We start from the raw sequence: 21945 nt of genomic DNA, 5'->3' as shown, positions 1-21945 counted from the left end.
TACCGTTGCAGCCTGGATTGTGCGGCCGGCTCTGGTGTGTGGATTACCGTAGCAGCCTGAATTGTGCGGCCGGCTCTGGTGTGTGGATTACCGTTGCAGCCTGAATTGTGCGGCCGGCTCTGGTGTGTGGATTACCGTAGCAGCCTGAATTGTGCGGCCGACTCTGGCGTGTGGGTTGCCGGGTCAGCCTGGATTGTGCAGGCATTTTCCGTATAATGTGGTTCAATTTGTGAAAAAACCTGCGATTGTGCAGGCATTTCCGCCAGAATGGGTCCGAGTTTGGTCCAAGCCCATCTTTTCGTGGAAATTGCCGACTTTCGCAGGAATATCTTGTTGCTAATGTGCTTCTGCTGCTTTTCAGCGCGAGCGCGCGATGCCGGTCGTGCTTGCTAGACGTGCCGATCGCACCCTGCATGCATTAGCGGGCGGGTTTTTCGGCAGTCTCAAGCTTCGCAAGCAGCTCCAGTGCGTTGCCCACAATGTTGTCCACGGTAAAGCCGTACTCGCTCATGAGGGTACCCCCTGGCGCAGACGCGCCGAACGTGCGGACGCCGATGACCCGGCCGCGCCGGCCCGTGTAGCGCTCCCAGCCTAGCGGGTGCGCCATTTCGACGGCGATGCGCGCCTCGATGTCCGGCGGCAGCACCTCGTCCTTATAGGACTCGGGCTGCTCCTCAAACAGCTCCCAGCTCGGCATGCTGACGACGCGCGCGGGAATGCCTTTGTCCGCAAGCTGCGCCTGGGCGCGGACTGCCAACTGCACTTCCGACCCGGTGGCCAGCAAAATGGCGGCCGGGTGCGCCCCGTTCGCCGGATCGGCGACGACGTAAGCCCCTCTGGCGACCCCCTCGCGCGCTCCGGTCGCCGTACCTTCCAGCACCGGCAGCTTTTGCCGGGTCAGGACCATCGCGACCGGGGCCGCCTTTTGACTCAAGGCGTACCGGTAAGCTTCCGTCGTCTCGTTTGCGTCCGCCGGGCGCATGACGATCAGCCCGGGCATAGCCCGCAGGCCGGCAAGCTGTTCGACCGGCTCATGCGTCGGGCCGTCTTCGCCGACCGCGATGCTGTCATGCGTGAGCACGAAAATAACGGGCGCTTTCATCAGCGCCGACAAGCGCATGCCAGGCTTCAAATAATCGGAGAACACAAAGAAAGTTCCCCCGTAAGGCCGCACCCCTCCATGAAGCGCCAGACCGTTCAAAGCCGTGCCCATCGCAAATTCCCTGACGCCGAACCATACGTTGCGGCCTTCGTACCGGCCGGGCCCGAAAGAAGCTTCGCCCTTGAGCATCGTGTTGTTGGACGAAGCCAAATCCGCCGATCCGCCAATAAGGGCGGATACATGCCGGGCGGCGGCGTTCAGCGCCAGCCCTGACGCCTCTCTCGTCGCCATAGGCGGAGCCTCCGGCGCGAAAACAGGCAGCTCCCGATCCCAATCGGCCGGCAGCTCTCCCCGAATCGCCTGCCTCAATCGATCGGCCGGCTCGGGGTAAGACCGCTCATAGGCGGCGAGCTTCTCCGCCCATTCCTGCTCAAGCTCCGCCCCGCGGGCTTGGACGGAGCCAAAATGCTCCCTGACGTCCGTCGGAATCGCGAACGGCTCGTCTTCCCAACCGTAAAATTGCTTCGCCAGAGCAATTTCCTCCTTGCCCAGCGGCGATCCGTGCGCCGCCGACTTGCCTGCCTTATTGGGACTGCCGTAGCCGATCACAGTCCGCACTTCAATGAGCGTCGGGCGATCCGACTCCGCCTTGGCCCGGCGAATCGCTTCGCCGATTTGCCGGACATCGTTGCCGTCCTCGACGCGCAAGTACTGCCAACGGCAAGCTTCGAACCGGCCGGCGATATGTTCGCTGAACACGCTGCTCAAATCGCCGTCCAGACATATATCGTTGGAATCGTAGAGCACGATCAGCTTCCCCAGCTTCATATGGCCTGCCATGGAAATCGCCTCGGCGGCAACACCCTCCATCAAATCCCCGTCACCACAGAGCGCGTAGGTATGGTGGTTCACGATTTCAAAGCCTTCGCGGTTATAGACGGCGGCCAAATGCGCCTCGGCCATCGCCATGCCGACAGCCATGCCGATGCCTTGCCCAAGCGGGCCTGTCGTCGCCTCTACGCCGGGCGTATGCCCGAATTCGGGATGCCCGGGAGTCCTGCTCCCCCATTGGCGGAACCGCTTGAGCTCCTCGATCGGCAAATCGTACCCGGTCAGATGGAGCAAGCTGTACAGCAGCGCGGAACCGTGTCCGGCCGATAAAACAAAGCGGTCGCGATCAAACCAGCCCGGATTGCCGGGGTTATGCTTCATGTGCCGGGTCCACAGCTCATACGCCATTGGCGCCGCCCCCATGGGCAGGCCGGGATGGCCCGAATCAGCCGCCTCCACTTGGTCGATCGACAGAACGCGAACGGCTTGAACCGCTTTTTGCTCCAGGAAATCTTGCTGTCCCCTCATCATTTTAGAAACTCCTCTCAGTCAAAAATCGCGGGGCGGGATCGTCAATCGCCCATTTCCTGCAAAGCGTAATACGCCGCTCCGAGAACGCCCGCCGTCTGGATCGCCTGCACGTAGCTGATGTTCAAATTGTTAGCCGGATAAGGCTTGCGCGCATGAAGATAAATGTAGGATTCCAGTTCCCGCTTCGGAAAATTGTCCATATTGACGACTCCGCCGCCGATAATAATGAAGTCGGGGTCGAGAATGTTAATTTCCGTCGCAATCGGGATGGACAGAGCGTTCAAATACTGCTGAATCACATCCGAAGAAAGATGCATCCCGAACAAATCATGCAGCTCGCTGGCCGGGAAATGTTCCTTCTTGATCTCCTGCAGCCGGGCTCCCGATGCGTAAATTTCAATGCAGCCGGGATTTCCGCAAATGCACGTCTCCTCGCGGCCGAGGACGGGGATATGACCGAGCTCCGCTGCTGCGCCGTTTTTCCCGGCCAAAAATAGCCCGTTGACGTAAATCGAATTGCCGAATCCCGTACCGATGTAAAATCCCACGATAACGCCCGACTTGGGCAAGTTTTGCCGCACGATTTCATGCAGCAGCAAAAAATTCACGTCATTGTCGATAAAAACCCGAACCTGAAACTCGGCTGCGAGCGGGTCCACAATATTCGCCTGATTGAATCCCGGAAGGTTCGGGGACGAGAATATGATCTTTTTGTCCCTGCTGATAATACCTGGAAATCCGATGGAAATAGCCAGTAAATCGCCGTCGCACGACTTCAGGTATTCATGTATGATCCTTTTTAACTGCCCGATAGGATCCCCGGAATCCGTCAATACCGCCGTGCTTTGAATGGCAAATTGATGAAGCTCGCCGTCCCGCGTCACAGCCCCAAGCCGGATATGGGTCCCTCCGATGTCGATACCTAACACAAATGGTTTATGCTCGCCTGTCATCGCTGCTTCCTCACTTCCCGGACCCGCTCCCCACCTGCTCATGGAACTGCGACATCATGATATCCCAAGCCTTATTCAGATCGGAGTCCAGACTGAACAGCCCGGACGTGCCGACAATAAACACTTCCGTTCCGGCGCTCTCAATCGTTTTAAACGTTTTGACGTTGCAGGAACCGTCGATTTCGACCAGGTAGTTGTAGCCGAATTCCGCTTTCAATCGTTTGGCTTCCCTGATTTTGTCCAGCATTTCGGTAATGAACTTTTGCCCGGCAAAGCCCGGGTCGACGGACATAATTGTAATTTTATCTAAAAGATGGATGTACTCCTTGATGAAGCTAAGCGGCGTCGCCGGATTCAGAGCAACGCCTACTTTGCGGCCTGCGCTTTTGATTTGATCGATAATGCGAAAAGCGTCGTTGCTGATTACTTCCGCGTGCGGAGTAATGTAATCCGCTCCGGCATCGATAATCGTCTGAATAAAGTCGGCGGGCTTTTCCACCATCAAGTGAACATCTATCGGGATCGTCAAATCCGTGCGAAGCTGCTCGATGAAAAAGGGAGAAAGCGTAATATTTTTGACAAAATGGCCGTCCATAATATCGACATGCACCATGTCGGCCCGTTGGTTCAGCACGCTGACCTGATGTTTAATGTCCATCAAATTCATGCACATAAGAGAAGGCGAAAATTTGTAACTCATATCCAAAGCACTCCTATCCGATTGGTATTTATCTCTTTACTCCAAACAATTTGTCCAGCGCAACAGCCAAAATAATGAGCGAACCCATCACAATTTGCTGATAGTAGGTCGGTACGCTGAGAATGTTGAGCCCGTTGTTGATAACGCCGATGATGAGACCGCCCATCACGACGCCGATAATCTTGCCTTTCCCGCCGAAAAAGCTCGTTCCGCCGATAATTGCGGCTGCGATGGCAAAAGTTTCATACCCTGATCCGGACAAAGGCTCGGCAGCGCCCAGGCGGCCGGTCATGACAACCCCCGCAATCCCGGCGGCAATGCCGGATATCACAAAAACGACAAGCGTATGCAGCTTGATATTGATGCCCGAAAACCATGCGGCCTGGCTGTTCCCGCCCAAGGCGTAAATATTCCGGCCGAGCTTCGTTTTATCGGTCACGAACATGAAGAACAAAGCTACCGCAAGCGCGATGATGACGGGAATCGGGATCGGGCCCAGCCACCCGGCCACTCCGCTTTTGAACGTTTGCGGCAAGCCGAATACCGGCTTCGCGTCGGAAATGATCAGCGTAATCCCGCGATAGATCGACATCGTACCCAGCGTGACAATAAAGGGATGCAGGCCCGTCTTATTGACCAAAAATCCGTTAAAACCGCCGAGCAGCGCGCCTACGACAATTCCGCCGAGCAAAATCGCAAGCGGTACGGGAACGCCGGCCACCAACAGCTTCGCCGTAATCATGCCCGTCAGCGCCATCACGGAACCGACGGACAAGTCGATCCCGGCGATGAGAATGGTGAAAAATTCGCCGCAGCCGACCAGAATGGTGATCGCGCTTTGCAGCACGACTTGCGTCAAGTTATTTGCCGTTAAAAAATATTGCGGAGACAAAATCCCCAGCATCAGCACAATCAGAATCAAAATGCCGAAGGTGCCGTACTTGCTCCAAAAGACATTAAATTTCTGCATGATCGTTTGCCCCTTGCCCTATGAAGTTGCGGCCAGCATGATGTTTTCTTCCGTAGCCTCTTCATTTGATAATGTCCCGTTAATGGAACCTTCCTTGAATACGATGATCCGGTCGCATACGGAGAGCAGTTCAGGCAGCTCCGAAGACACGACAAGAATGCCGATTCCCTGCTCCGCCAGGCTTCGCATAATTTTGTATATTTCTCCGCGGGCCCCTACGTCGATTCCTTTGGTCGGCTCGTCAAAAATAATCAATTTGGAATTCGCCGCCAGCCATTTGCCGATCAGCACCTTTTGCTGGTTGCCGCCGGATAATTCCGTAATGTTTTGTTCGACGGAGGCGCATTTGATATGGATCGATTCTTTGTACTCGGCGGCCACTTGTTTTTCCCATTTCCGGTTCACGAGCCCCCAAGTTCCCCCGAGCTTGGAATCTTTGAGCATCCGGGAAATCGAAACATTTTTCCAAATTTCAAAATTTTTCAGAAACCCGGTCTCTTTACGGTTTTCGGTCACATGCCCGATGCCGAGCTTGATCGCGTGAAACGGGTTTTTCACCTTCACTTCCCGGCCGAACAGCTCGATCCGCCCGGATTGGACAGGCTCGGCGCCGTAAAGAGCGTTCATCAGCTCCGTTCTTCCGGAACCGATCAGCCCGGCGAAGCCTAAAATTTCGCCTTTATACAGCTCGAAGCTGACATCTTTGACCTTCTTGTCTTTTCTCGTCAACCCTTCGACTTTGAGCAAAACTTCCGTCTTCCCCCGGTGCTCGCTGTCCTCCGGACGCAAATGCCGCTCATTGACCGCCCGGCCTACCATCATCGTCACGAGATCTTCCCGGGTCACGTCTTTGATGTTCCGCGTTCCGACGTATTTGCCGTCTTTCAAAACGCTGACGCGGTCGCCGATTTCGAGCAGTTCGTTCAGCTTGTGGGAAATATAAATGATGCCGACTCCGTAGCTTTTCAACTGGCGGATAATGCCGAACAGCTTCTTGGTCTCTTCCATCGTCAAAGAAGACGTCGGTTCGTCCATAATGATGACCTTCGCTCTTGCGGCGATCGATTTGACGATCTCGACCTGCTGTTTTTCAGAGATCGACAGCGCTTCGACCAGTTCCTTCGGAGAACGCTTCAGCCCGATCTTTTCCAGCATTTTTTCGGCCAGAGCCTCCATGTTGTAGTAATCGACGACCGGAATACCGAACTTTTTGATCATCGGCAGCTTGCCCAAAAAAATGTTCTCGGCGATGGACAGCTCGTTGACAAGGCTCAACTCCTGATAAATAATGCTGATCCCCTGGTCGACCGATTCCTTGGGAGTTAATTTGCCGAACTCTTTGCCGCAAATGACGATGCTCCCCTCCGTAGGCTCATACACCCCGGATAAAATTTTCATCAGCGTCGACTTGCCCGCTCCGTTCTCACCCAGCAGCACGTGCACTTCGCCTGCGAGCAGTTGAAACGAAACATTTTGCAGCGCTTTGACCCCGGAAAAATGCTTCGAAATATGATTCATTTCCACCAGGCACTCCAAATGACTTCCTCCTTTGCTGAGAAGGTCCCTGAGAACGCCCCCGGCTGCAGCCCTTTTATCCTGCTTAAACACGGGGACGCCGCCGTTCACCTTGATTCGTTATCATGCGCTTTCATTGGCGTGCAGGGATCCCCGGTTCGTTACTTCTTAATCAAGTTGGAATCGACTGCGACAAACTCCGCTTCCATATCCTTGCTGCCTTTCGCTTTCTTTTCAATAACCCCGACGAGTTTTTGCACGCAGGTTACGCCGATCAAGGCAGGGTCTTGCGCAACGGTAGCGTACAGTTTGCCCGCTTTTACCGATTCGAGCGCCTCCGGATTGCCGTCCGTGCCTACTACGATGACCTGGCTATCTTTGCCCGCATTCGTCACAGCCTGGAGAGCGCCCAGCGCCATCGTGTCGTTCGCCGCATAAATCGCTTTCAAGTTCGGAAATCTTTGCAGCATGTTCGTTGCTACGTCAAGCGCTTTCGTGCGGTCCCAGTCGGCCGGCTGGCTTGTCACCAAATTGATGCCCGGCGTGGATTTAAACAGCTTTTCAGCGCCGCTTTTTCTTGCTTCGCCGGAAATATTGCCTGCCTTGCCTTCCATAATCGCAACCTCGCCGCCTGCAGCGCCCAATTTGTCGACGATCGCCTTCGCTCCTTTTTCGCCAACCTTCACATTATCCGTCGTGGCAAAAGCGAACACATACCCTCCGGCGTTTTTCAGCTCTTTAACGTCCACCTGCTCGTCGATATTCACGACATAAATTCCTTTTTCGTTCGCCTGAACGATGCTCGGAATCAGGTTCACCGGCGAAAGCGGAGCAACAGCGATACCGGCATAGCCTTTGTTCATCGCGTCCTCGAAAATTTTCACCTGTCCTTGCAAATCGTCCTCCGAAGCGACGGCAAAAATGTCGATGTTAAGCCCTTTTTCTTTCGCTTCTTTTTCGATGCCCGCCTTCATCGTGGACCAGAACGGATTTGCAAGCGATTTCAAAATAACCGCAATTTTCGGTTTGTCTCCTTGCTTGGCACCGCTATCGGCGCTTGCTTGGGCCCCCTGCGGCTGTGTCTCTTGCTTGGAGCAGCCCGACAGTACTAGGGCAACAATCATGATGATGGCAAAAATAAAAGAACCCGCTTTTTTGTTCACCAGTAAAACCTCCCGTTTTTTGTTTGCAATGTATGTTGAGCAATCGATTACCCATTCTCCAAAAAAGAAGCACCTCCTCTCTTGGGTACCCGATTGAAAAACTATGAAAGCCCGGTGGAAGCTCTTCTCAATATTTCTACAGGGACTACAACGCTGGAAGAATGGCCCCGGTCGGCGTGCTGATTAATCATATCCAGCAAATTTTCCGCTGTTGCCGTTCCCAATCTTTGCGTATCCTGTTTCACCGTTGTGATCGACGGCGAGATGTACTGGGACACGCTGATGTTGTCAAAGCCGACCAGCTTGACATCACTTGGCACCTGAATCCCGTGCTCCTGCAGCGAAACCAAAGCCCCGACCGCCAGCCAATCCGTCGTCGCAAAAACGCCGTCAAATTCGCAGTTTTTGGCGATAAAACCGGACATCGCCTGCTTGGCGCAGTCTACATCCACCTTCGTCTTGATGACGTATTCCAGGCCCAGATTGCAGCCGTATTCGGAAAGCGCATGCAAATATCCGTTATACCGGTTGATCATCGTGGAAACATCGCGTTCGTCTCTTAAAAACACAATTTTTCTGCAACCTTTTTCAAGCAGCTCTACGGTCGCCTGATAGCCGCCTCCGAAGTTGTCGGACTCGATCACGGCAATACTTTTGCCGCTGGCCTTATAATTCGGCTTCCGGTCGATGCAAACTACGGGAATCGGGCTTGTTACCAGCTCGACGGGAATTTCGGCGTTCCCCGACCAGTAGACGATTCCGTCTACACCTTTGGCTTCCAGGTCGGCAATGTACTTTTTCTCCGTTTCCGCGTCTTCGCTCGTGTTGCAAATAAACACCGAATAATCATGCGAGAGGCAGTACGCTTCGATCGCAAGCACGATGCTGGCAAAAAACTCATTCGTAATATCCGGGACGATTACCCCTATTGTCTTGGACTTGCTGGTTCTTAAACTTTTGGCAACGATATTGGGACGGTATTCGAACTTGCCGATAACGTCCATAACCCTTTTCCTGGTCTCTTCCGAAAATCTGCCGTTGTTGTTTAACACCCTAGAGACCGTTGCGCTGGACACGCCGGATAATCTTGCAATTTCCTTGATTGTAATATTACCCATAACCTATCTCCTTAATCCTCATGAACCGCACAATTGAGTAATCGATTCCACAATTGAGAGTATACCCGAAACGTTTAACGTTGTAAAGCAGTATTTCCGGAGCACCTCCTGGCAGAACGCCAATAACCGGCGAACACTTCGCAGCAACCAAATTAGCAGCCAACTGTGCAGGAACCCCATCCGCGGCTCTAGAAGTCTGTCCGATGATCCACAGTAACTCCGACCGCCGGACTTCTGGACAAGCAAATTTTTCTGTCTAGTCGGGTGCGACGCTCAGAAAGCCTGCAAAAATACATCTTTTTTCGCCTTAGCATGCTTGCCTTGGGAAATTCCTGCAAATCCGCAGGCTTTTCGCTCAATCCAGGGCTTAACCCCCTTCATGGCGGATAATTCCTGCACTTTCGCAGGCTTTTCCCAAAAAAGGACCGTTTTCATCGAAAAAGCCTGCACTTTCGCAGGTTTTCCGGTCAGGAGTCTGTCCGATGATCCAAGTAGAAGGTGCACTGGTGATGCAGTGTGAGTGGCAAAAAGTAACTCCGCCCGCCAGACTCCTGTGTTGGAGCCCGCTCCGGTCGAGGGAGCCTCATTTCGCGCTAAAGAAAAGAGCCCCTCCTCCCTTGCGGGCGGAACCGGGCTCTTCGCATTACTTACCGCTCTTCACTTCTTCGAGCAAAGAGAGGTCCACGAACGGGCTCAAGTCGAGTTCGTCTTTGCTCACAGCTTTAATGTAACGGGCGTCGATCGACACTTTCGCCATTTCCTCCATTACTTTCACGTCCACATCCGTCGTCAGCTTCAGCCGGGAAAGCGAAGCTTTGATCAACGCTTTATCCATCCCTTTGCCGGAGTACTTTTTCAGCTCGTTGTTGATCAGATCGTACGACTGCTCAGGGTTGCTGCGCAGAAAATCGATCGCCTCCATGTTCGCCTTGATCGCGCCCTTCACCAGATCGCGCTGCTGCTGCAGGAATTTGTCGCTCGCCACCATGATGACGGTCGGATAATCGCCGTTGTGAGGCGGTATGCGGTCCCAGTCCACGATCACTTTGCCGAGCCCCGCCTTTTCCAGCTGCGTTCCCCATGGTTCGGGTACAAGAGTCGCGTCGATCTCCTTTTGGCGGAACGAAATCAGCGTATCCGAAGGGGAGCGCACGATCAGGTGCGCCATGCCCTTGTCTTTGCCGATGGGCACGCCTTCCCGGCCAAGCAGCATCCGCAGCGAGATTTCGTTCGTATTCCCTTTGGACGGAATGGCGACCGTTTTATCCGTTAAATCTTTAACGCTGTTAATTCCCGCACCGTTTCGCGCCACGAGCACGGCACCGCCATTGTTCGAGCCCGATACGACGCGGTAGTTCCGGCTTTTCAAAAAAAACGTCGTCGCCGGCCCCGGCCCGACAAAGCCGATATCGATATCTCCGGTCGCCATGGCGATGGAAAGGTCGGAGCCGTTATCGAAAGCGGAAACTTCGATCTCGACATCATCGCCCCAGGCTTGGCGGAAGTAGCCTTTTTCAAGCGCGATGTACGCGGCGGCGTGCGTCACATTTTTGAACACGCCAAGCCGCACTTTCTTGGCCTTCCCTGCGGAACCCTCGGACTCCCCGCAAGCCGTCAGCAAAGCGGAAACAAGCAGCAGCACCGACATGATCCATGCTATTTTTTTCATCTCGCCGCTCTCCCGTTATGACTTGGACCCGGCTAGGCCGTACCGTTCCAGCACCTTGTCTTCCAGCTTTTTGAAGCAAAAATGGTCGGATACCGTGCCAAGCACCGCGATCATGATGACGATGCACAGCATCAGCGAAGTATCGCCCAAATTGCGCCCGTCCTGCAAAAGCTGGCCGAGCCCGACGCCCTTGGCAATCAGCTCGCCGGCGACAAGCGCGCGCCACGCGAACGCCCAAGCCGTACGCAGTCCATTGATCATATGGGGCAGAGCCGCCGGAATCATGACTTGCACGAACATCCTGAAGCCGTTTCCCGTCCCCATCGTCTGCGCGGCGCGCAAATAGATCGGCGGAATGTTTTTGATGCCGGTGCGGCTGGACAAGGCCATGGTCCAGGTAGCGCCCAGCGTCGTGATGAAAATAACCGAGGTTTCGTTAAGACCGAACCAAATAATGGCAAAAGGCAGCCAAGCGATGCTCGGAATCGTTTGCAAAGCGACCACCACAAAACCGATCGTATCATCCAGCAGACGAAAACGCGCGAACAAAAAGCCGAGCGTTGCGCCAACCGTGGTGGCGATCACAAAAGAAATAAGCAGCCTGACCATGCTCGCTATAGTCGCTTGAAGCAGTTCGCCGTGCACAAAGCCGTCGTAAAAAGCTTGCAGCGTCTGCGTAACGGAAGGAAATTTCCAGCCCCACCCGAAAATTCTAAATCCCGCCTCCCACGCTATCAGAAGCAGTACCAGAAAAATCGTTCTTCTTGATGCTGTACTCATCGCCGGTTTCCTCCCTTACTACCTTTTCAAGCTCGTCCGCCAGCGCAGCCATGATCGAATTCTCCACATGATGCAGCACCGAATCCGCGCTGTCCCGCGGTCTTGCCGCCTTCACGGCGAACTCCTTCTTGATTTTGCCCGGACGGGTGGACATGACAACGACGCGGTCCGACAAAATGACGGCCTCGCGAATGTTATGCGTAATGAAGAGAATCGTTTTGCGCGTACGCATCCAGATTTCTTCCAGTTCCTTATGCAAAATAAGCCGGGTCTGCTCGTCCAGAGCGGCAAAAGGCTCGTCCATCAGCAAAATTTCCGGGTCCATCGCCAGCGCCCGGGCAATCGCCGCCCGCTGCCGCATACCACCCGACAGCTCATGCGGGTAGCGGTCTGCGAAGCGGCTGAGATGCACGGACTTGATCTGCTCCATCGCCAGCTCATGGCGCTCCTTTTTGCCGATTCCCCGCTGTTTGAGGCCGAAAGCCACATTGTCCAGCACCGTCAGCCACGGAAAAAGGCCGTGCTCCTGAAAGACGACGACGCGGTCCGCGCCGGGGCCCGTAACCTTTTTGCCGTTCACCTCGATCGTACCTTGCTTGTAAGGCTCCAGGCCCGCGACCAGGTTCAGAACCGTAGATTTGCCGCAGCCGGACGGCCCGAGCAGGGAAACGAACTCTCCCTTTTGTATCGTCAGGGACACATTGTCCAGCGCCGTGTAGCTGCCGCCGATTCGCTGCGTGAAAGTTTTGCTGACTTCCTTGATTTCAATCAAACCTGGCACCTCCATTCGGGTCGTCCCGTTATTGCAGCCAATGCCGCCATCCGCTCGCAAAAGCAGGAAGCGGTTACGTCAAAAGCTTCAGGCCAGTCAAGGCGAGCCCGATAATAAAGCCGCAAATCGCTCCGTTGACGCGAATCCACTGCAGGTCCTTGCCGACCTTGTCCTCCATCATCTCGATCAGCGTGTCGTTGTCGAGCTTCTCCAGATTTTCTTTGACAAGCTGGCCGATTTTGCTATGATTTTGCTCCAAATAGCCGGCGATTTGCTGCTGAATCCACTGTTCTCCCTTATCCATTCTGTCAGGATTGGCTCTCAAAGAAGCAAGCGCGCCGGACAGCATCGGCACCACATATTCGGCTGCAAAATCGGGACGCTCCACGAACGCCACCGCCTTCTCCTTAAGGCGCAGCAGCAGAGCGGACAGCTTTTCTTCCAGCGAGAACAGCTCGGGCAGACGCGTCTTGAGACGGTCCAACTCCGCGATCAGCTGCGGGTTGGAATCCAGCTTGTTCAGCTCCCGGCGGATGTAGTCGAGGAAAGCTTCCCGCCGCGGGTGGTTTTTCGCTCTCATTTGCTCGATGTAGGAAAGGATGAAGTTTTGAATAATCGCTCCGACCTTGTCCTCGCTCAGCATGCCAATAAAGGCATTTACCGCAAAAGCCATGAAGCCGTTGGACTGCAGCCCTTCAAGAGCCTTGATCGCCGCGGCGCCAAGCATATCGCGCGTTTCAAACTTGACCGCCCAGGCCTCCGCTTTGTCCAGCATAAAATCAAGCGTTTTCCCGTCATAGCCTCGTTCCGTCACGCCATCGACCAAAGACCGGATCAATCGGCCCGCATCGATATCCTGCAGCGTTTGGCGAAGCTCCTCCGCCAGCAAAGGCGCCAGCTTTTCCGTATCGACCGCCTGAACCGCCTGTTTGGCAAGAAGCGTCAGCGCGCCGTGAATCGCTTCGCTGTGCAACTGCTGCTCAGCTATCTCCAAACCGCGCTCCAAAAAACGAATCTGCTGCAGCCGCAGCCGGATCGTTTCTTTGGAGAGAAGTTCATTTTCCACCGTAGATACGAGCGCTTTCGTAATCTTCTCCCGGTTGCGGGGAAGCAGCGCCGTATGAGGGATGGGAATGCCCAGCGGATGCCGGAACAAAGCGCTGACCGCAAACCAGTCCGCCAACCCGCCGACGACGCCGGCTTCGAAACCGCCTTGCAGGAACGCAACCCATGCCGATGAAGAGAACGGCAGCGTAGCGACAAATCCGGCCCCCATCACACCCAAAGAAACTGTTGCCATATATTTCGCTTCTTTTTTCATTTAGCATCTCTTTCTGCTCAAGGTTGATTTTTTCATTTCACTTTATTTTATCACAAAATTCAACTTGCCGGATGGAACTTCCCGGCAATTCGCAGCAGGCCCGATGGAAAAGAAAAAAGAAGTCTTATTTATCGCCTTCCGGGTCGTTGAAATAGACGTATGGCGCAGCGGACCAAAGGCTGATCGTAGCAAAACATAGCGCAGCAGCGGAGCGAGACGGCAGTGCGGGGGATTGGCTGCGGAACACTTCCAAAAGCAAGCTCGCTGGGGCCGGGTCGCTCCTTCGGTAATGCTGAGGGAGGAAAGCATGCTAGAGGCAGCTTGAGCCTTCACCAACGCTGAAGGCGGAAGGCATGCCGGAGGCGGCTCGATCCTCCGGCAACGCTGAAGGCGGAAAGCTTGCCGGAGGCGGCTCGATCCTCCGGCAACGCTGAAGGCGGAAAGAACCCCGGAGACGGCTCGATCCTTCAGCAACGCTGAAGGCGGAAAGAACCCCGGAGACGGCTCGATCCTTCGCCAACACTGAGGGAAGAAAGAACGCCGGAGACGACTCGATCCTTCACCAACGCTGGAGGCGGAAAGAACGCTGGGAACGGCTCGATCCTTCGGTAACCATGGAGGCGGAAAGGATGCACATCCACTCTTCCCCAGCCCACACCTCTCCTGCGCGGGTCGCCGAGCTGAAGAAGGGGGGACAAGACGGCTTTGGTAAGGAAAAACCTGCAAAAGTGCAGGTTTTCCCCTTAAAAACAGTCCATTTTGACGAAAAGCCTGCGATTGTGCAGGAATTTCCGATGAATTTGAATCTAGGCCCATGTTCGAGGCGAAAAGCCTGCACAATTGCAGGAATTTTTCGTGGTCAGGCATATCCATCGAGCAAAAACTGTACTTTTGCAGGTTTTCTTCGCGCAAACAGGCAAATGGTGCGACAGGCTCTGGCGTTTTTTTCGCACCGCGCGCAGCTCCCAGCGAGCGGTGTTGTGCTGCATGACAGCGGTAGTTCGACCACATTAGGTTTCCCCACAGCCTGACTTTCGCAGATTTTGCCGCGATGCCAATGACGGCCGTGGAGTTTTTTTGCCGGGCCGCTCCGTCTATCTTTGACGCGGAGACGGGGACACGGGCGCGCTCCCAGCCGGAACCGCGCGCCGGTCCGCTTATTTGTCGCCTTCCCACTCCGCGTAAAACTGCTCCAGGTACAGCTCCATGAAGCGGTGCCGCTCCTCCGCCATCCGGCGGGCGAAGTCCGTATTCATCAGCTCCTTCAGCTTCAGGAGCTTCTCATAAAAATGATTGACCGCAGTATCGTTGCCGCCGCGGTACTCCGCCTCCGTCATGTGCTCCCGCACCATGACGGAAGGATCGTGAATCGGGCGTCCCTTCCAGCCCGAATACGCGAACACGCGCGAGATGCCAATCGCGCCGATCGCATCCAGCCGGNCGCGGTACTCCGCCTCCGTCATGTGCTCCCGCACCATGACGGAAGGATCGTGAATCGGGCGTCCCTTCCAGCCCGAATACGCGAACACGCGCGAGATGCCAATCGCGCCGATCGCATCCAGCCGGTCGGCATCCTGCACGACGCGGCCTTCCAGCGTGCGCATCGGCGGACGCGCGCCGCCCTTGAACGACATGGTGCCGATGATCTCCAGCACATGTTCGATCTCCGCCGCCGGCGTGCCGCTGGCGGCGAGCCACTCGCGCAGATCTCGCTCCGCCGCCGCGGGATCCGCGTTCAGCTTATCGTCGGCGACATCGTGGAGCAGCGCCGCCAGCTCGCAGACGAAGCCGTCGGCGCCCTCCTCGGCGGCGATCCTCCGCGCCGCTTGCACGACGCGGTAAATGTGCCACCAGTCGTGGCCGCTGCTGTCCTTTTCAAGCTTGGCCTTCACATACGTTTCGGCGGCCTGCAATATGCCGGTTTTATCCATCGCTGCCAACACTTCTCCTTTCACAAATGGCGCCGTCATTTCTTTTTGCGCCTTTTCCCCTCGATAACTTTCGCATCGGCCGGCTTGACGGCTTCGGTATACTTTTGCACGATCTTTTTAAAGTTTTTGCCGTATTTGTCTTCCAGCTTGGCGCCCATATCCTTCATCAGCTCATGCATCACAATGTCGTGGAAAAAGTTGTTGAGCAGCAGCTCCACCATCGCCGGATGCTCCGTCAGCATCGCTTTCGCAGGCTCGCCGCCGCCTCTCGTGCCGATGACCGCGAGCTTGCGGTCGATCAGCAGCGTGAACTTGCGCCCGCCGCGTTCCTGCCATGTTTCCTCACGGCCGTGCGGAAACAGAACTATCCCGCCCGGAAGCTCCGCCTCCCCGACGCCCGATACGAGCACGCGCACGCCCTGCTCCTGCGCGTGAACCAGCTCGTCCTTCAGCAGCTCCGCTTCTTCGGACCACAGGTCGAGAAGCGCCTCCTCCTTCGCTTTCCTCAGCTCGGTGCGGATGCGCTCCACGACCTTTGCGTCGCCCTCCAGGCTGAAGTACTCGGACCGCTGCGCATCCTGCTGCGGCATATGCGCCTTGACGAAGCGGATCGAAGCTTGCAGCTCCGCTTCGATTTTGTCGCCGATCTCCGCGATCGGCACGCTTTGGTAATGCGTCGGCTCGCCGTGGCTCGTCAGCACGACGCCTTTCTCCGCGAGCTTTTGCAGCGCGGAGTAGACGTTAGAGCGGGAAACGCCCAGCCGCTTGGCGATCTCGTAGCCCGTCTGCGTGCCTGATTCCGCCAGCACATGCAGGCATTTGGCTTCAAGCTCCGTGAAGCCGATATTTTTCAGATGCTGCAGGATATCTTCCACAAGCCATTCCCCCTTTTAGCAGTCCGTCCGACGGAGCTGCTTTCGTGCATACCCAATGAATCATGACCGCATATACTGTCGCTCACGCTGCATCAACACTGTCAATTTGCATACACATCTTCTACGTAGTCCCTCAACAAACTACTAGGTCGTATACACTTCGGGCTCCATGCCCAAAACTCCGGTCTCGTACGCCTGGTACGCATTTTGAATGCCATAGATCACATCTTGAATCCGGTAAAACCCGCCGCAAAAAGCCCGGGAATCTTTGAGTTCCTCCCACATGTTGTGATAGGCGACCGTATCCTCCGTCTCGCAAACGACAAAATCGCTGCACTTGCCGCTGAACGCATCCGCATCGAAATAGCGCACTTTCACCTGCGGAGCGTGACGCCCGATAATGGCATACAGCTCTGCCGCATATTCCCTGCGAGATTCGCGCGGCATCGCCAGCCAGGCGGGATCGACCTGCAGCAGAACGATAAAGCAGTGATTCATGCGCATCCACCCCACTAGTAGTTTTGTTTAATACTACTATAATGGAATTGTCTAAATATTGCAACACTATGCAAGGAAAATCCGCAATGAAATCACCGTTCTGGCAATATGCCGAAGATGCCGGACGATCCCCGGACGCACCGCGTTCAGCTCCCGTCCCAGTGCATGGTGTCACGCTACATGTCGGCGGTCGGCCGACCACGATGCCGAACAGCCCCGACGGCTTGTGGCTCCATCCTGTCCCTTGCGCTTGCAGGATTCGCGGTCAAAAAGGTACCCTATTCTTACATCAAATTTATATTTCATTCGGGTGTTGACTCCAACCTTAGGTAAGGCTTTATCGTTGAAAACAGGAGGTGAACACAGTGCTCTACACCGTTAAAGAGGTTTGCGATGTTTCCGGCGTAACCGTCAAAACGCTGTACCATTATCACAAAATCGGGCTTCTCGTGCCCAAGGGAACGACGGAAGCAGGATATCGCTTATACGGGATGGAGGAGCTTGAAAGGTTCCAGCGCATTTTGTATTACCGTGAGCTTGATTTTTCGCTCGATACCGTCAAACAACTGCTGGAAGGGGAAGGCGGACACGAGTCTCTGCTCGCTGAGCAAAAAGAGCTGCTGACCGCCCGCAAACAGCGGCTGGAGAAGCTGATTCACACGTTGGAGCAAACGATAACAAAGCGGAAGAAGGGAGAACCTATGCATCCATCGGAGCTGTTTCAAGGTTTTCACAGCGAGGACGAGTGGAAGGACGCGCTCAAGGAGCAGAACGATTATCTGAAAGAAACGTACGACTATGATCTGCTCGCGGCCGGGCCGGTCGAGGCGGCGGAAATGAACGAGAGCGCGAGGGAAGCCATCCGGTTCATGACCGGAATGGCGGATGCGCTGCGCTCGGGGCTCACAATCGACAGCGCCGAAGTACATGCGCTGATCGGCAGCCACCTTGCGTTCCTGTGGACGCACGGGCACGAGATCGACGGCGCCGGCTATGCGGCGCAGGCGCGCTTTTTCCTCGCGGACGATTTTCACCGCGGGATGTTGGAGAGCCAGCAGGTTGGGCTGGCGTATTATTTGTGCCTCGCGGCCGAGAGCTACGCGCAGGCCGCATAACGGCAAAAAGCCGCCCGGGTCCCACTAGCCCGGGCGGCTTTTTGCCATTATATCCGCCTGCCCCAGGTTGGAAACCGGTTCGTAGTACAGAACGTTTTGTAGTCCGGTATGCGCACCTTGTTGTTCTTGACCGCCGGCAGATCAAACGGAGTGAAGCCAACAATTTTTAAGCGCACATATTGACATTGATAATCATTATCAATTAATATGTATTTGATTTGCTTTCCCTGCCGCCGCCTTAGCGGTGGAGGGCTTACCAACAGAGCGATTTTATCGTCTGTACGAACCTAACCATTTTCAAAAAAAAAGATCTAATCCAGTGGAGGGATACCGATGTCCAGTATTATTATCGTTTTTGCCAGTATGACAGGAAATACGGAAGAGATGGCCGATCTCATTGCCGACGGAATCAGGGAAGCGGGAGTCGAGCCTGTTGTCAAAAATGTCATGGACGCCAGCGGCAGCGACTTGACCGAATACGAAGGCATTCTGCTTGGCGCTTATACGTGGGGAGACGGCGACCTGCCTGACGAATTCGAAGATTTTTACGAGGAAATGGACGATCTCGATCTGTCGGGGCGCAAATCCGCCGTATTCGGCTCCGCCGATTCTTCATACGCGCAGTTCGGCAAAGCCATCGATACGCTGGAAGAAAAGCTCGCCGAGCTTGGCGCGGAAAAAGTGCTGAACGGCTTCAAAGTCGAGCTGAACCCCTCTGCCGATGAAAAACAGCAGCTCAAAGAATTCGGCAAAAAATTCGCGGCTGCGGTCGCCGTCACCGGCTAGACGACGGAGGCTGCTTCCCCCCGGGGAAGTCATTGCGCCTCCGCTGCAATCCGCGCGATTCGCGGTTTGAAGTCGGAAACGGCCGTCCTGCTTGGATTCGGAACGGCCGTTTATCGCCTGGCTATAGAGGCGTTAGCTTCGTTCGTACATATTGACCGATATTAGCGATGGCCTGCTGAGCTTCCGGCAGCATGTATGCTAAAAAATGAAATACGCTCCACATATTTTCCCATACTTCCAGTGTAACTCCGACACCTGCTGTTCTTGCACGGTCCGCAAAGCGTGTGGAATCGCTTAGCAACACCTCATGGTCACCGACTTGGATGAACAGATCAGGCAAGCCTTTCAAATTCATCCTTAACGGCGACAGCAAAGGTATTTCTTTCGTCCGACCGCCTAAAAAAACATCCAGCAGCCTCCGATTTACTTCTATGCTCCCCGTAGGATCGAGCTCCGATCGACTCAGATACGATTCGCCGTCCAAATGGACAAGATCGGTATGCGGGGAAATCAGAAAAACGCCTGCCGGAAGTTCCTCTCCGTTATCCCGCAAAGAAATCAAAGTCATAAGCGCAAGACTCCCTCCGACAGAATCCCCGCCGAATACAATATTGCCGGCTGAATATCCGCTCGCAAGCAGCCAGCGAAAAGCACTCAAGCAATCGTCGTTAGCAGCCGGATACGGATGCTCCGGCGCCAGACGATATTCGACGGTGAGCACTTTTACACCGCTGGACTCCGCTATTCTCGCGGACAAATCACGGTAAAACTCGCAGGTGCCTGCAACAAATCCGCCCCCATGGAAGTAAAGGATCGCATGTTTATCGGCTTCAGGAGTAAGATTGGCAGGAACAATCCACTCTCCGCTTAATTGGCCGATAGTTGCCTTTTGGACGATCATGTCGGGGGAGATGCACATATTTGCCGCCGAGTCGGCCATTTCCCGCCGAATTTTGTCAACTGATTTCTCACCGAATCCGCTTGTTCGCTTTAAATATTGTTTAATCGCGGCAAGTCGTTCGACACTCGTTTTTTCCAATTTTATCACCCCTACAGGTTTCTATCGTTATTTTAAAACCTGTAGTAAGATACAAGGTCAACTATTGTTCCATATTGAGCATTTGGAGCGTCGCCCGTATCTCAGGAGCAGATTGCATGCGGAAACAGGATTATATTGTTAATTTGCAGGGCATGTTAACTGTAATTGAAATGAATCCGCGAGAGGAGCCTACCCACATCTATGGAAACAAAAAAATCGGTCCTATACGCCAACATCATCCCGATGGCCGAGCTGGATACCGCAGAGAAACGGCTTCACCCGTTCCCTATTTATAACCGACTTCACCAAACAACACCCGTGCGTTACGATGAAAGCCGGGCCTGCTGGGATGTGTTTCGCTATGAGGACGTACATCGAATTTTAAAAGATCCGGCCGGCTTTTCCTCCCGCCGCTCGCTCACCGGAGCAGAGAACGAATCCATATTGACCCTTGATCCTCCAAAACATACGCAGATGAGAGCGTTGGTCAACAAAGCTTTTACTCCGAAGGTGATTTCCGAACTGGAGCCGCACATTGCGTCCATTACGAATGAATTGCTGAACGCCGTTTTGGACAAAGGCAGCATGGATACGGTACACGATCTTGCAGTTCCTCTGCCTGTTATCGTGATTGCCGAGCTTTTGGGCGTTCAGCCGCAGGATCGCGGTTTGTTTAAAGAATGGTCCGATATTCTCGTGATGGGAGCCGAAACAAATACGAAAGAAGCGCTCAATCAGGTGATGGCGACAAAAAAACGGGCCCTTGACGAGCTGCAAGCTTACTTTAGCCAAATTGTAGAGAAGCGCAGAACCGCGCCCAAGGAAGACCTGATTTCGCTGCTTCTTTCAGCTGAGATCGAAGGACGAAAACTGAACGATATAGAAATACTCGGGTTTTCCATTCTCCTTTTGGCAGCCGGCAACGAAACGACTACGAATCTTATGGCCAATGCGGTTCGCTGTCTAACGGAAGAGCAGACCGTACAGCAGCAGTTGAGAGAGAATCCCGATCTCATTCCCGGTTTTATTGAGGAAGTGCTTCGTTACTATCCGCCTATTCAGGCTATTGGGAGGATTGCCGTTTCCGACACCGAGATTGGCGGCAAGCAAATCAAAGCAGGCGATCAGGTAGTCTCCTGGGTTGCCTCGGCTAACCGTGACGAGAGCAGGTTCGACGATCCCGACAAGTTGATTATAGACAGGAAGCCGAACGCCCATCTCTCCTTCGGATTCGGCATTCATTTTTGCCTGGGTGCGCCTCTGGCCAGGTTGGAAAGCCAGATCGCTTTGCGAACCATGCTGGAACGAATGAAAGATATCCGTTTCGTGCCGGGTTCACAGCTTGCAACCGTTCAAAGCCCGTTTGTCTACGGGGTAAAGCAATTTCCCATCACATTCCAACCGGTGAAAAGCTAGAGTGTCTCCACTTCCACGATCTCGATGAATTCCATTCCTTTCAGTTCCTCGTAAACTTCGGTGGCGTATTTTCTATCGATATATACGATGAAGTTCAGCTCCTGCTGCTCGCGGCTCAGCTCCTTGATGTGCACGCTTTTCATTTTGTAGCCGCTGGCAATGATCGATTTAATGATGTGCGTCAAATTTCCTTTGCTGGAGACAACGAGTCTGACACGCAAATCTTTCAAAAGCAGCGGCTTCGGGCCGACTCTCTTAATGAAAAAAGGAAGCGCGACGACGCTGATCATGATGAGCAGCAGCCCGGCAAAAGCTTCCCCGATAAACCCGGCCCCTACGGCGATACCGAGTCCGCTCGTTCCCCATATCATCGCGGCTGTCGTAAGCCCGACGATTACGTCGTTATGCTTGCGGAGAATCGCGCCCGCTCCGAGGAAGCCGATTCCGCTCACCACTTGGGCCGCGAGCCGCATCGGGTCCATCACATGCAGCCCGGCGACCGCGAATTTGTTGGCGGATTCGATCGAGACGATCGTCAGCAAACAGCTGCTCATGCAGATGACCAACGTCGTTTTCAGACCGAGAGGTTTATTGCGCACTTCCCGCTCCAAGCCTATGATCAAGCCAAATACGGCTGAAATGACCAATTTTAAAACAATATGATAATCCACGTCCATCAACATATGCACTCTCTCCCTTTATGCGATAACTTAGAAGCTATAAATATATTTACAATATCTTAACAATTCATTTTTGTAAACTATTTTACATTGTTGCAATGTTCATACGTTTTAATCGCAGCTCGTATTTTTTACTCACTTGAGGACTGTCTGAATATGGGATATGCCCCGGAATCTGAA

Annotated in this window: 20 protein-coding genes; 4 read left to right on the top strand and 16 right to left on the bottom strand. The window is 54.3% G+C overall.

Going from position 1 to position 21945, the window contains the following annotated elements; all coding sequences use genetic code 11:
* Window positions 1-418 precede the first annotated feature (418 nt).
* The 11 genes from tkt to AC6RNO_RS10280 all read right to left on the bottom strand — a co-directional run bounded on the left by tkt (window position 419) and on the right by AC6RNO_RS10280 (window position 13425).
* The gene (gene tkt / locus AC6RNO_RS10330; RefSeq protein WP_488434421.1) at window positions 419-2461 is read right to left on the bottom strand and encodes a transketolase; all 2043 of its coding nucleotides are present in this window, start codon (window positions 2459-2461) and stop codon (window positions 419-421) included.
* Between the two features lie 44 nt (window positions 2462-2505).
* A complete protein-coding gene (alsK, locus tag AC6RNO_RS10325) occupies window positions 2506-3459 on the bottom strand; it encodes an allose kinase (RefSeq protein ID WP_488434240.1) in 954 nt (317 codons plus the stop codon).
* Window positions 3428-4117 carry a D-allulose 6-phosphate 3-epimerase gene (gene alsE / locus AC6RNO_RS10320; RefSeq protein WP_488434239.1) on the bottom strand — a complete coding sequence of 230 codons (690 nt, stop codon included), beginning with the start codon at window positions 4115-4117 and terminating at the stop codon, window positions 3428-3430. The genes alsK and alsE overlap by 32 nt, the downstream gene beginning before the upstream one ends.
* A gap of 28 nt (window positions 4118-4145) precedes the next feature.
* A complete protein-coding gene (gene alsC, locus AC6RNO_RS10315; RefSeq protein WP_474682210.1) occupies window positions 4146-5087 on the bottom strand; it encodes a D-allose ABC transporter permease in 942 nt (313 codons plus the stop codon).
* Between the two features lie 18 nt (window positions 5088-5105).
* Window positions 5106-6623 carry a sugar ABC transporter ATP-binding protein gene (locus tag AC6RNO_RS10310; protein ID WP_474682209.1) on the bottom strand — a complete coding sequence of 506 codons (1518 nt, stop codon included), beginning with the start codon at window positions 6621-6623 and terminating at the stop codon, window positions 5106-5108.
* A 140-nt stretch (window positions 6624-6763) separates the two neighbouring features.
* Entirely contained in the window at window positions 6764-7765 is a 1002-nt protein-coding gene (gene alsB, locus AC6RNO_RS10305; RefSeq protein WP_497105388.1) for a D-allose transporter substrate-binding protein, read from the bottom strand.
* 101 nt (window positions 7766-7866) lie between these two features.
* Window positions 7867-8883, bottom strand: coding sequence for a substrate-binding domain-containing protein (locus tag AC6RNO_RS10300; RefSeq protein ID WP_497105387.1), 1017 nt, complete (start codon window positions 8881-8883; stop codon window positions 7867-7869).
* A gap of 643 nt (window positions 8884-9526) precedes the next feature.
* Window positions 9527-10552 (bottom strand): aliphatic sulfonate ABC transporter substrate-binding protein, encoded by a 1026-nt coding sequence (locus tag AC6RNO_RS10295; protein WP_497105386.1) that lies wholly within the window; start codon window positions 10550-10552, stop codon window positions 9527-9529.
* A gap of 15 nt (window positions 10553-10567) precedes the next feature.
* Window positions 10568-11332 (bottom strand): ABC transporter permease, encoded by a 765-nt coding sequence (locus tag AC6RNO_RS10290; protein ID WP_474682204.1) that lies wholly within the window; start codon window positions 11330-11332, stop codon window positions 10568-10570.
* Window positions 11265-12104, bottom strand: a complete 840-nt coding sequence (locus tag AC6RNO_RS10285; protein WP_497105385.1) for an ATP-binding cassette domain-containing protein — start codon at window positions 12102-12104, stop codon at window positions 11265-11267. Before AC6RNO_RS10285 ends, AC6RNO_RS10290 begins: the two co-directional genes overlap by 68 nt.
* Window positions 12105-12177: 73 nt before the next feature.
* Window positions 12178-13425 (bottom strand): DUF445 domain-containing protein, encoded by a 1248-nt coding sequence (locus AC6RNO_RS10280; protein WP_488434236.1) that lies wholly within the window; start codon window positions 13423-13425, stop codon window positions 12178-12180.
* Window positions 13426-14054: 629 nt separating this feature from the next.
* Between AC6RNO_RS10280 and AC6RNO_RS10275 the strand changes: the two genes are divergently transcribed.
* Window positions 14055-14456 carry a hypothetical protein gene (locus AC6RNO_RS10275; RefSeq protein ID WP_497105384.1) on the top strand — a complete coding sequence of 134 codons (402 nt, stop codon included), beginning with the start codon at window positions 14055-14057 and terminating at the stop codon, window positions 14454-14456.
* A 126-nt stretch (window positions 14457-14582) separates the two neighbouring features.
* On the opposite strand, the gene AC6RNO_RS10270 is transcribed toward AC6RNO_RS10275, so the two are convergent.
* From AC6RNO_RS10270 to AC6RNO_RS10260, 3 genes are all read right to left on the bottom strand, one after another.
* Complete coding sequence (locus AC6RNO_RS10270) at window positions 14583-15356, bottom strand: HD domain-containing protein (RefSeq protein WP_497105396.1); 774 nt, start codon at window positions 15354-15356, stop codon at window positions 14583-14585.
* Window positions 15357-15391: 35 nt separating this feature from the next.
* Window positions 15392-16231 carry a helix-turn-helix domain-containing protein gene (locus AC6RNO_RS10265; protein WP_497105383.1) on the bottom strand — a complete coding sequence of 280 codons (840 nt, stop codon included), beginning with the start codon at window positions 16229-16231 and terminating at the stop codon, window positions 15392-15394.
* A gap of 144 nt (window positions 16232-16375) precedes the next feature.
* Window positions 16376-16729, bottom strand: a complete 354-nt coding sequence (locus AC6RNO_RS10260) for a darcynin family protein (RefSeq protein WP_488434232.1) — start codon at window positions 16727-16729, stop codon at window positions 16376-16378.
* A 365-nt stretch (window positions 16730-17094) separates the two neighbouring features.
* Between AC6RNO_RS10260 and AC6RNO_RS10255 the strand changes: the two genes are divergently transcribed.
* Both AC6RNO_RS10255 and AC6RNO_RS10250 read left to right on the top strand, forming a co-directional pair.
* Window positions 17095-17844: a MerR family transcriptional regulator gene (locus AC6RNO_RS10255; protein WP_497105382.1), complete on the top strand. Its 750-nt coding sequence runs from the start codon at window positions 17095-17097 to the stop codon at window positions 17842-17844.
* A gap of 333 nt (window positions 17845-18177) precedes the next feature.
* A complete protein-coding gene (locus AC6RNO_RS10250; RefSeq protein WP_474682196.1) occupies window positions 18178-18630 on the top strand; it encodes a flavodoxin in 453 nt (150 codons plus the stop codon).
* A 121-nt stretch (window positions 18631-18751) separates the two neighbouring features.
* On the opposite strand, the gene AC6RNO_RS10245 is transcribed toward AC6RNO_RS10250, so the two are convergent.
* Window positions 18752-19669 carry an alpha/beta hydrolase gene (locus AC6RNO_RS10245; protein WP_474682195.1) on the bottom strand — a complete coding sequence of 306 codons (918 nt, stop codon included), beginning with the start codon at window positions 19667-19669 and terminating at the stop codon, window positions 18752-18754.
* A 201-nt stretch (window positions 19670-19870) separates the two neighbouring features.
* On the opposite strand from AC6RNO_RS10245, the gene AC6RNO_RS10240 reads away from it, so the two are divergent.
* Complete coding sequence (locus tag AC6RNO_RS10240) at window positions 19871-21085, top strand: cytochrome P450 (protein ID WP_497105381.1); 1215 nt, start codon at window positions 19871-19873, stop codon at window positions 21083-21085.
* Here the strand turns inward: AC6RNO_RS10240 and AC6RNO_RS10235 are convergent.
* Window positions 21082-21768 (bottom strand): MgtC/SapB family protein, encoded by a 687-nt coding sequence (locus AC6RNO_RS10235; RefSeq protein WP_474682194.1) that lies wholly within the window; start codon window positions 21766-21768, stop codon window positions 21082-21084. The two genes, AC6RNO_RS10240 and AC6RNO_RS10235, sit on opposite strands and share 4 nt — an antisense overlap.
* Window positions 21769-21945: the final 177 nt, after the last annotated feature.

It is taken from the genome of Paenibacillus sp. sgz302190, from assembly GCF_059820445.1.
The sequence above is the reverse complement of the archived record's forward strand: the minus strand, read 5'-3'. Positions and strand labels throughout refer to the sequence as shown.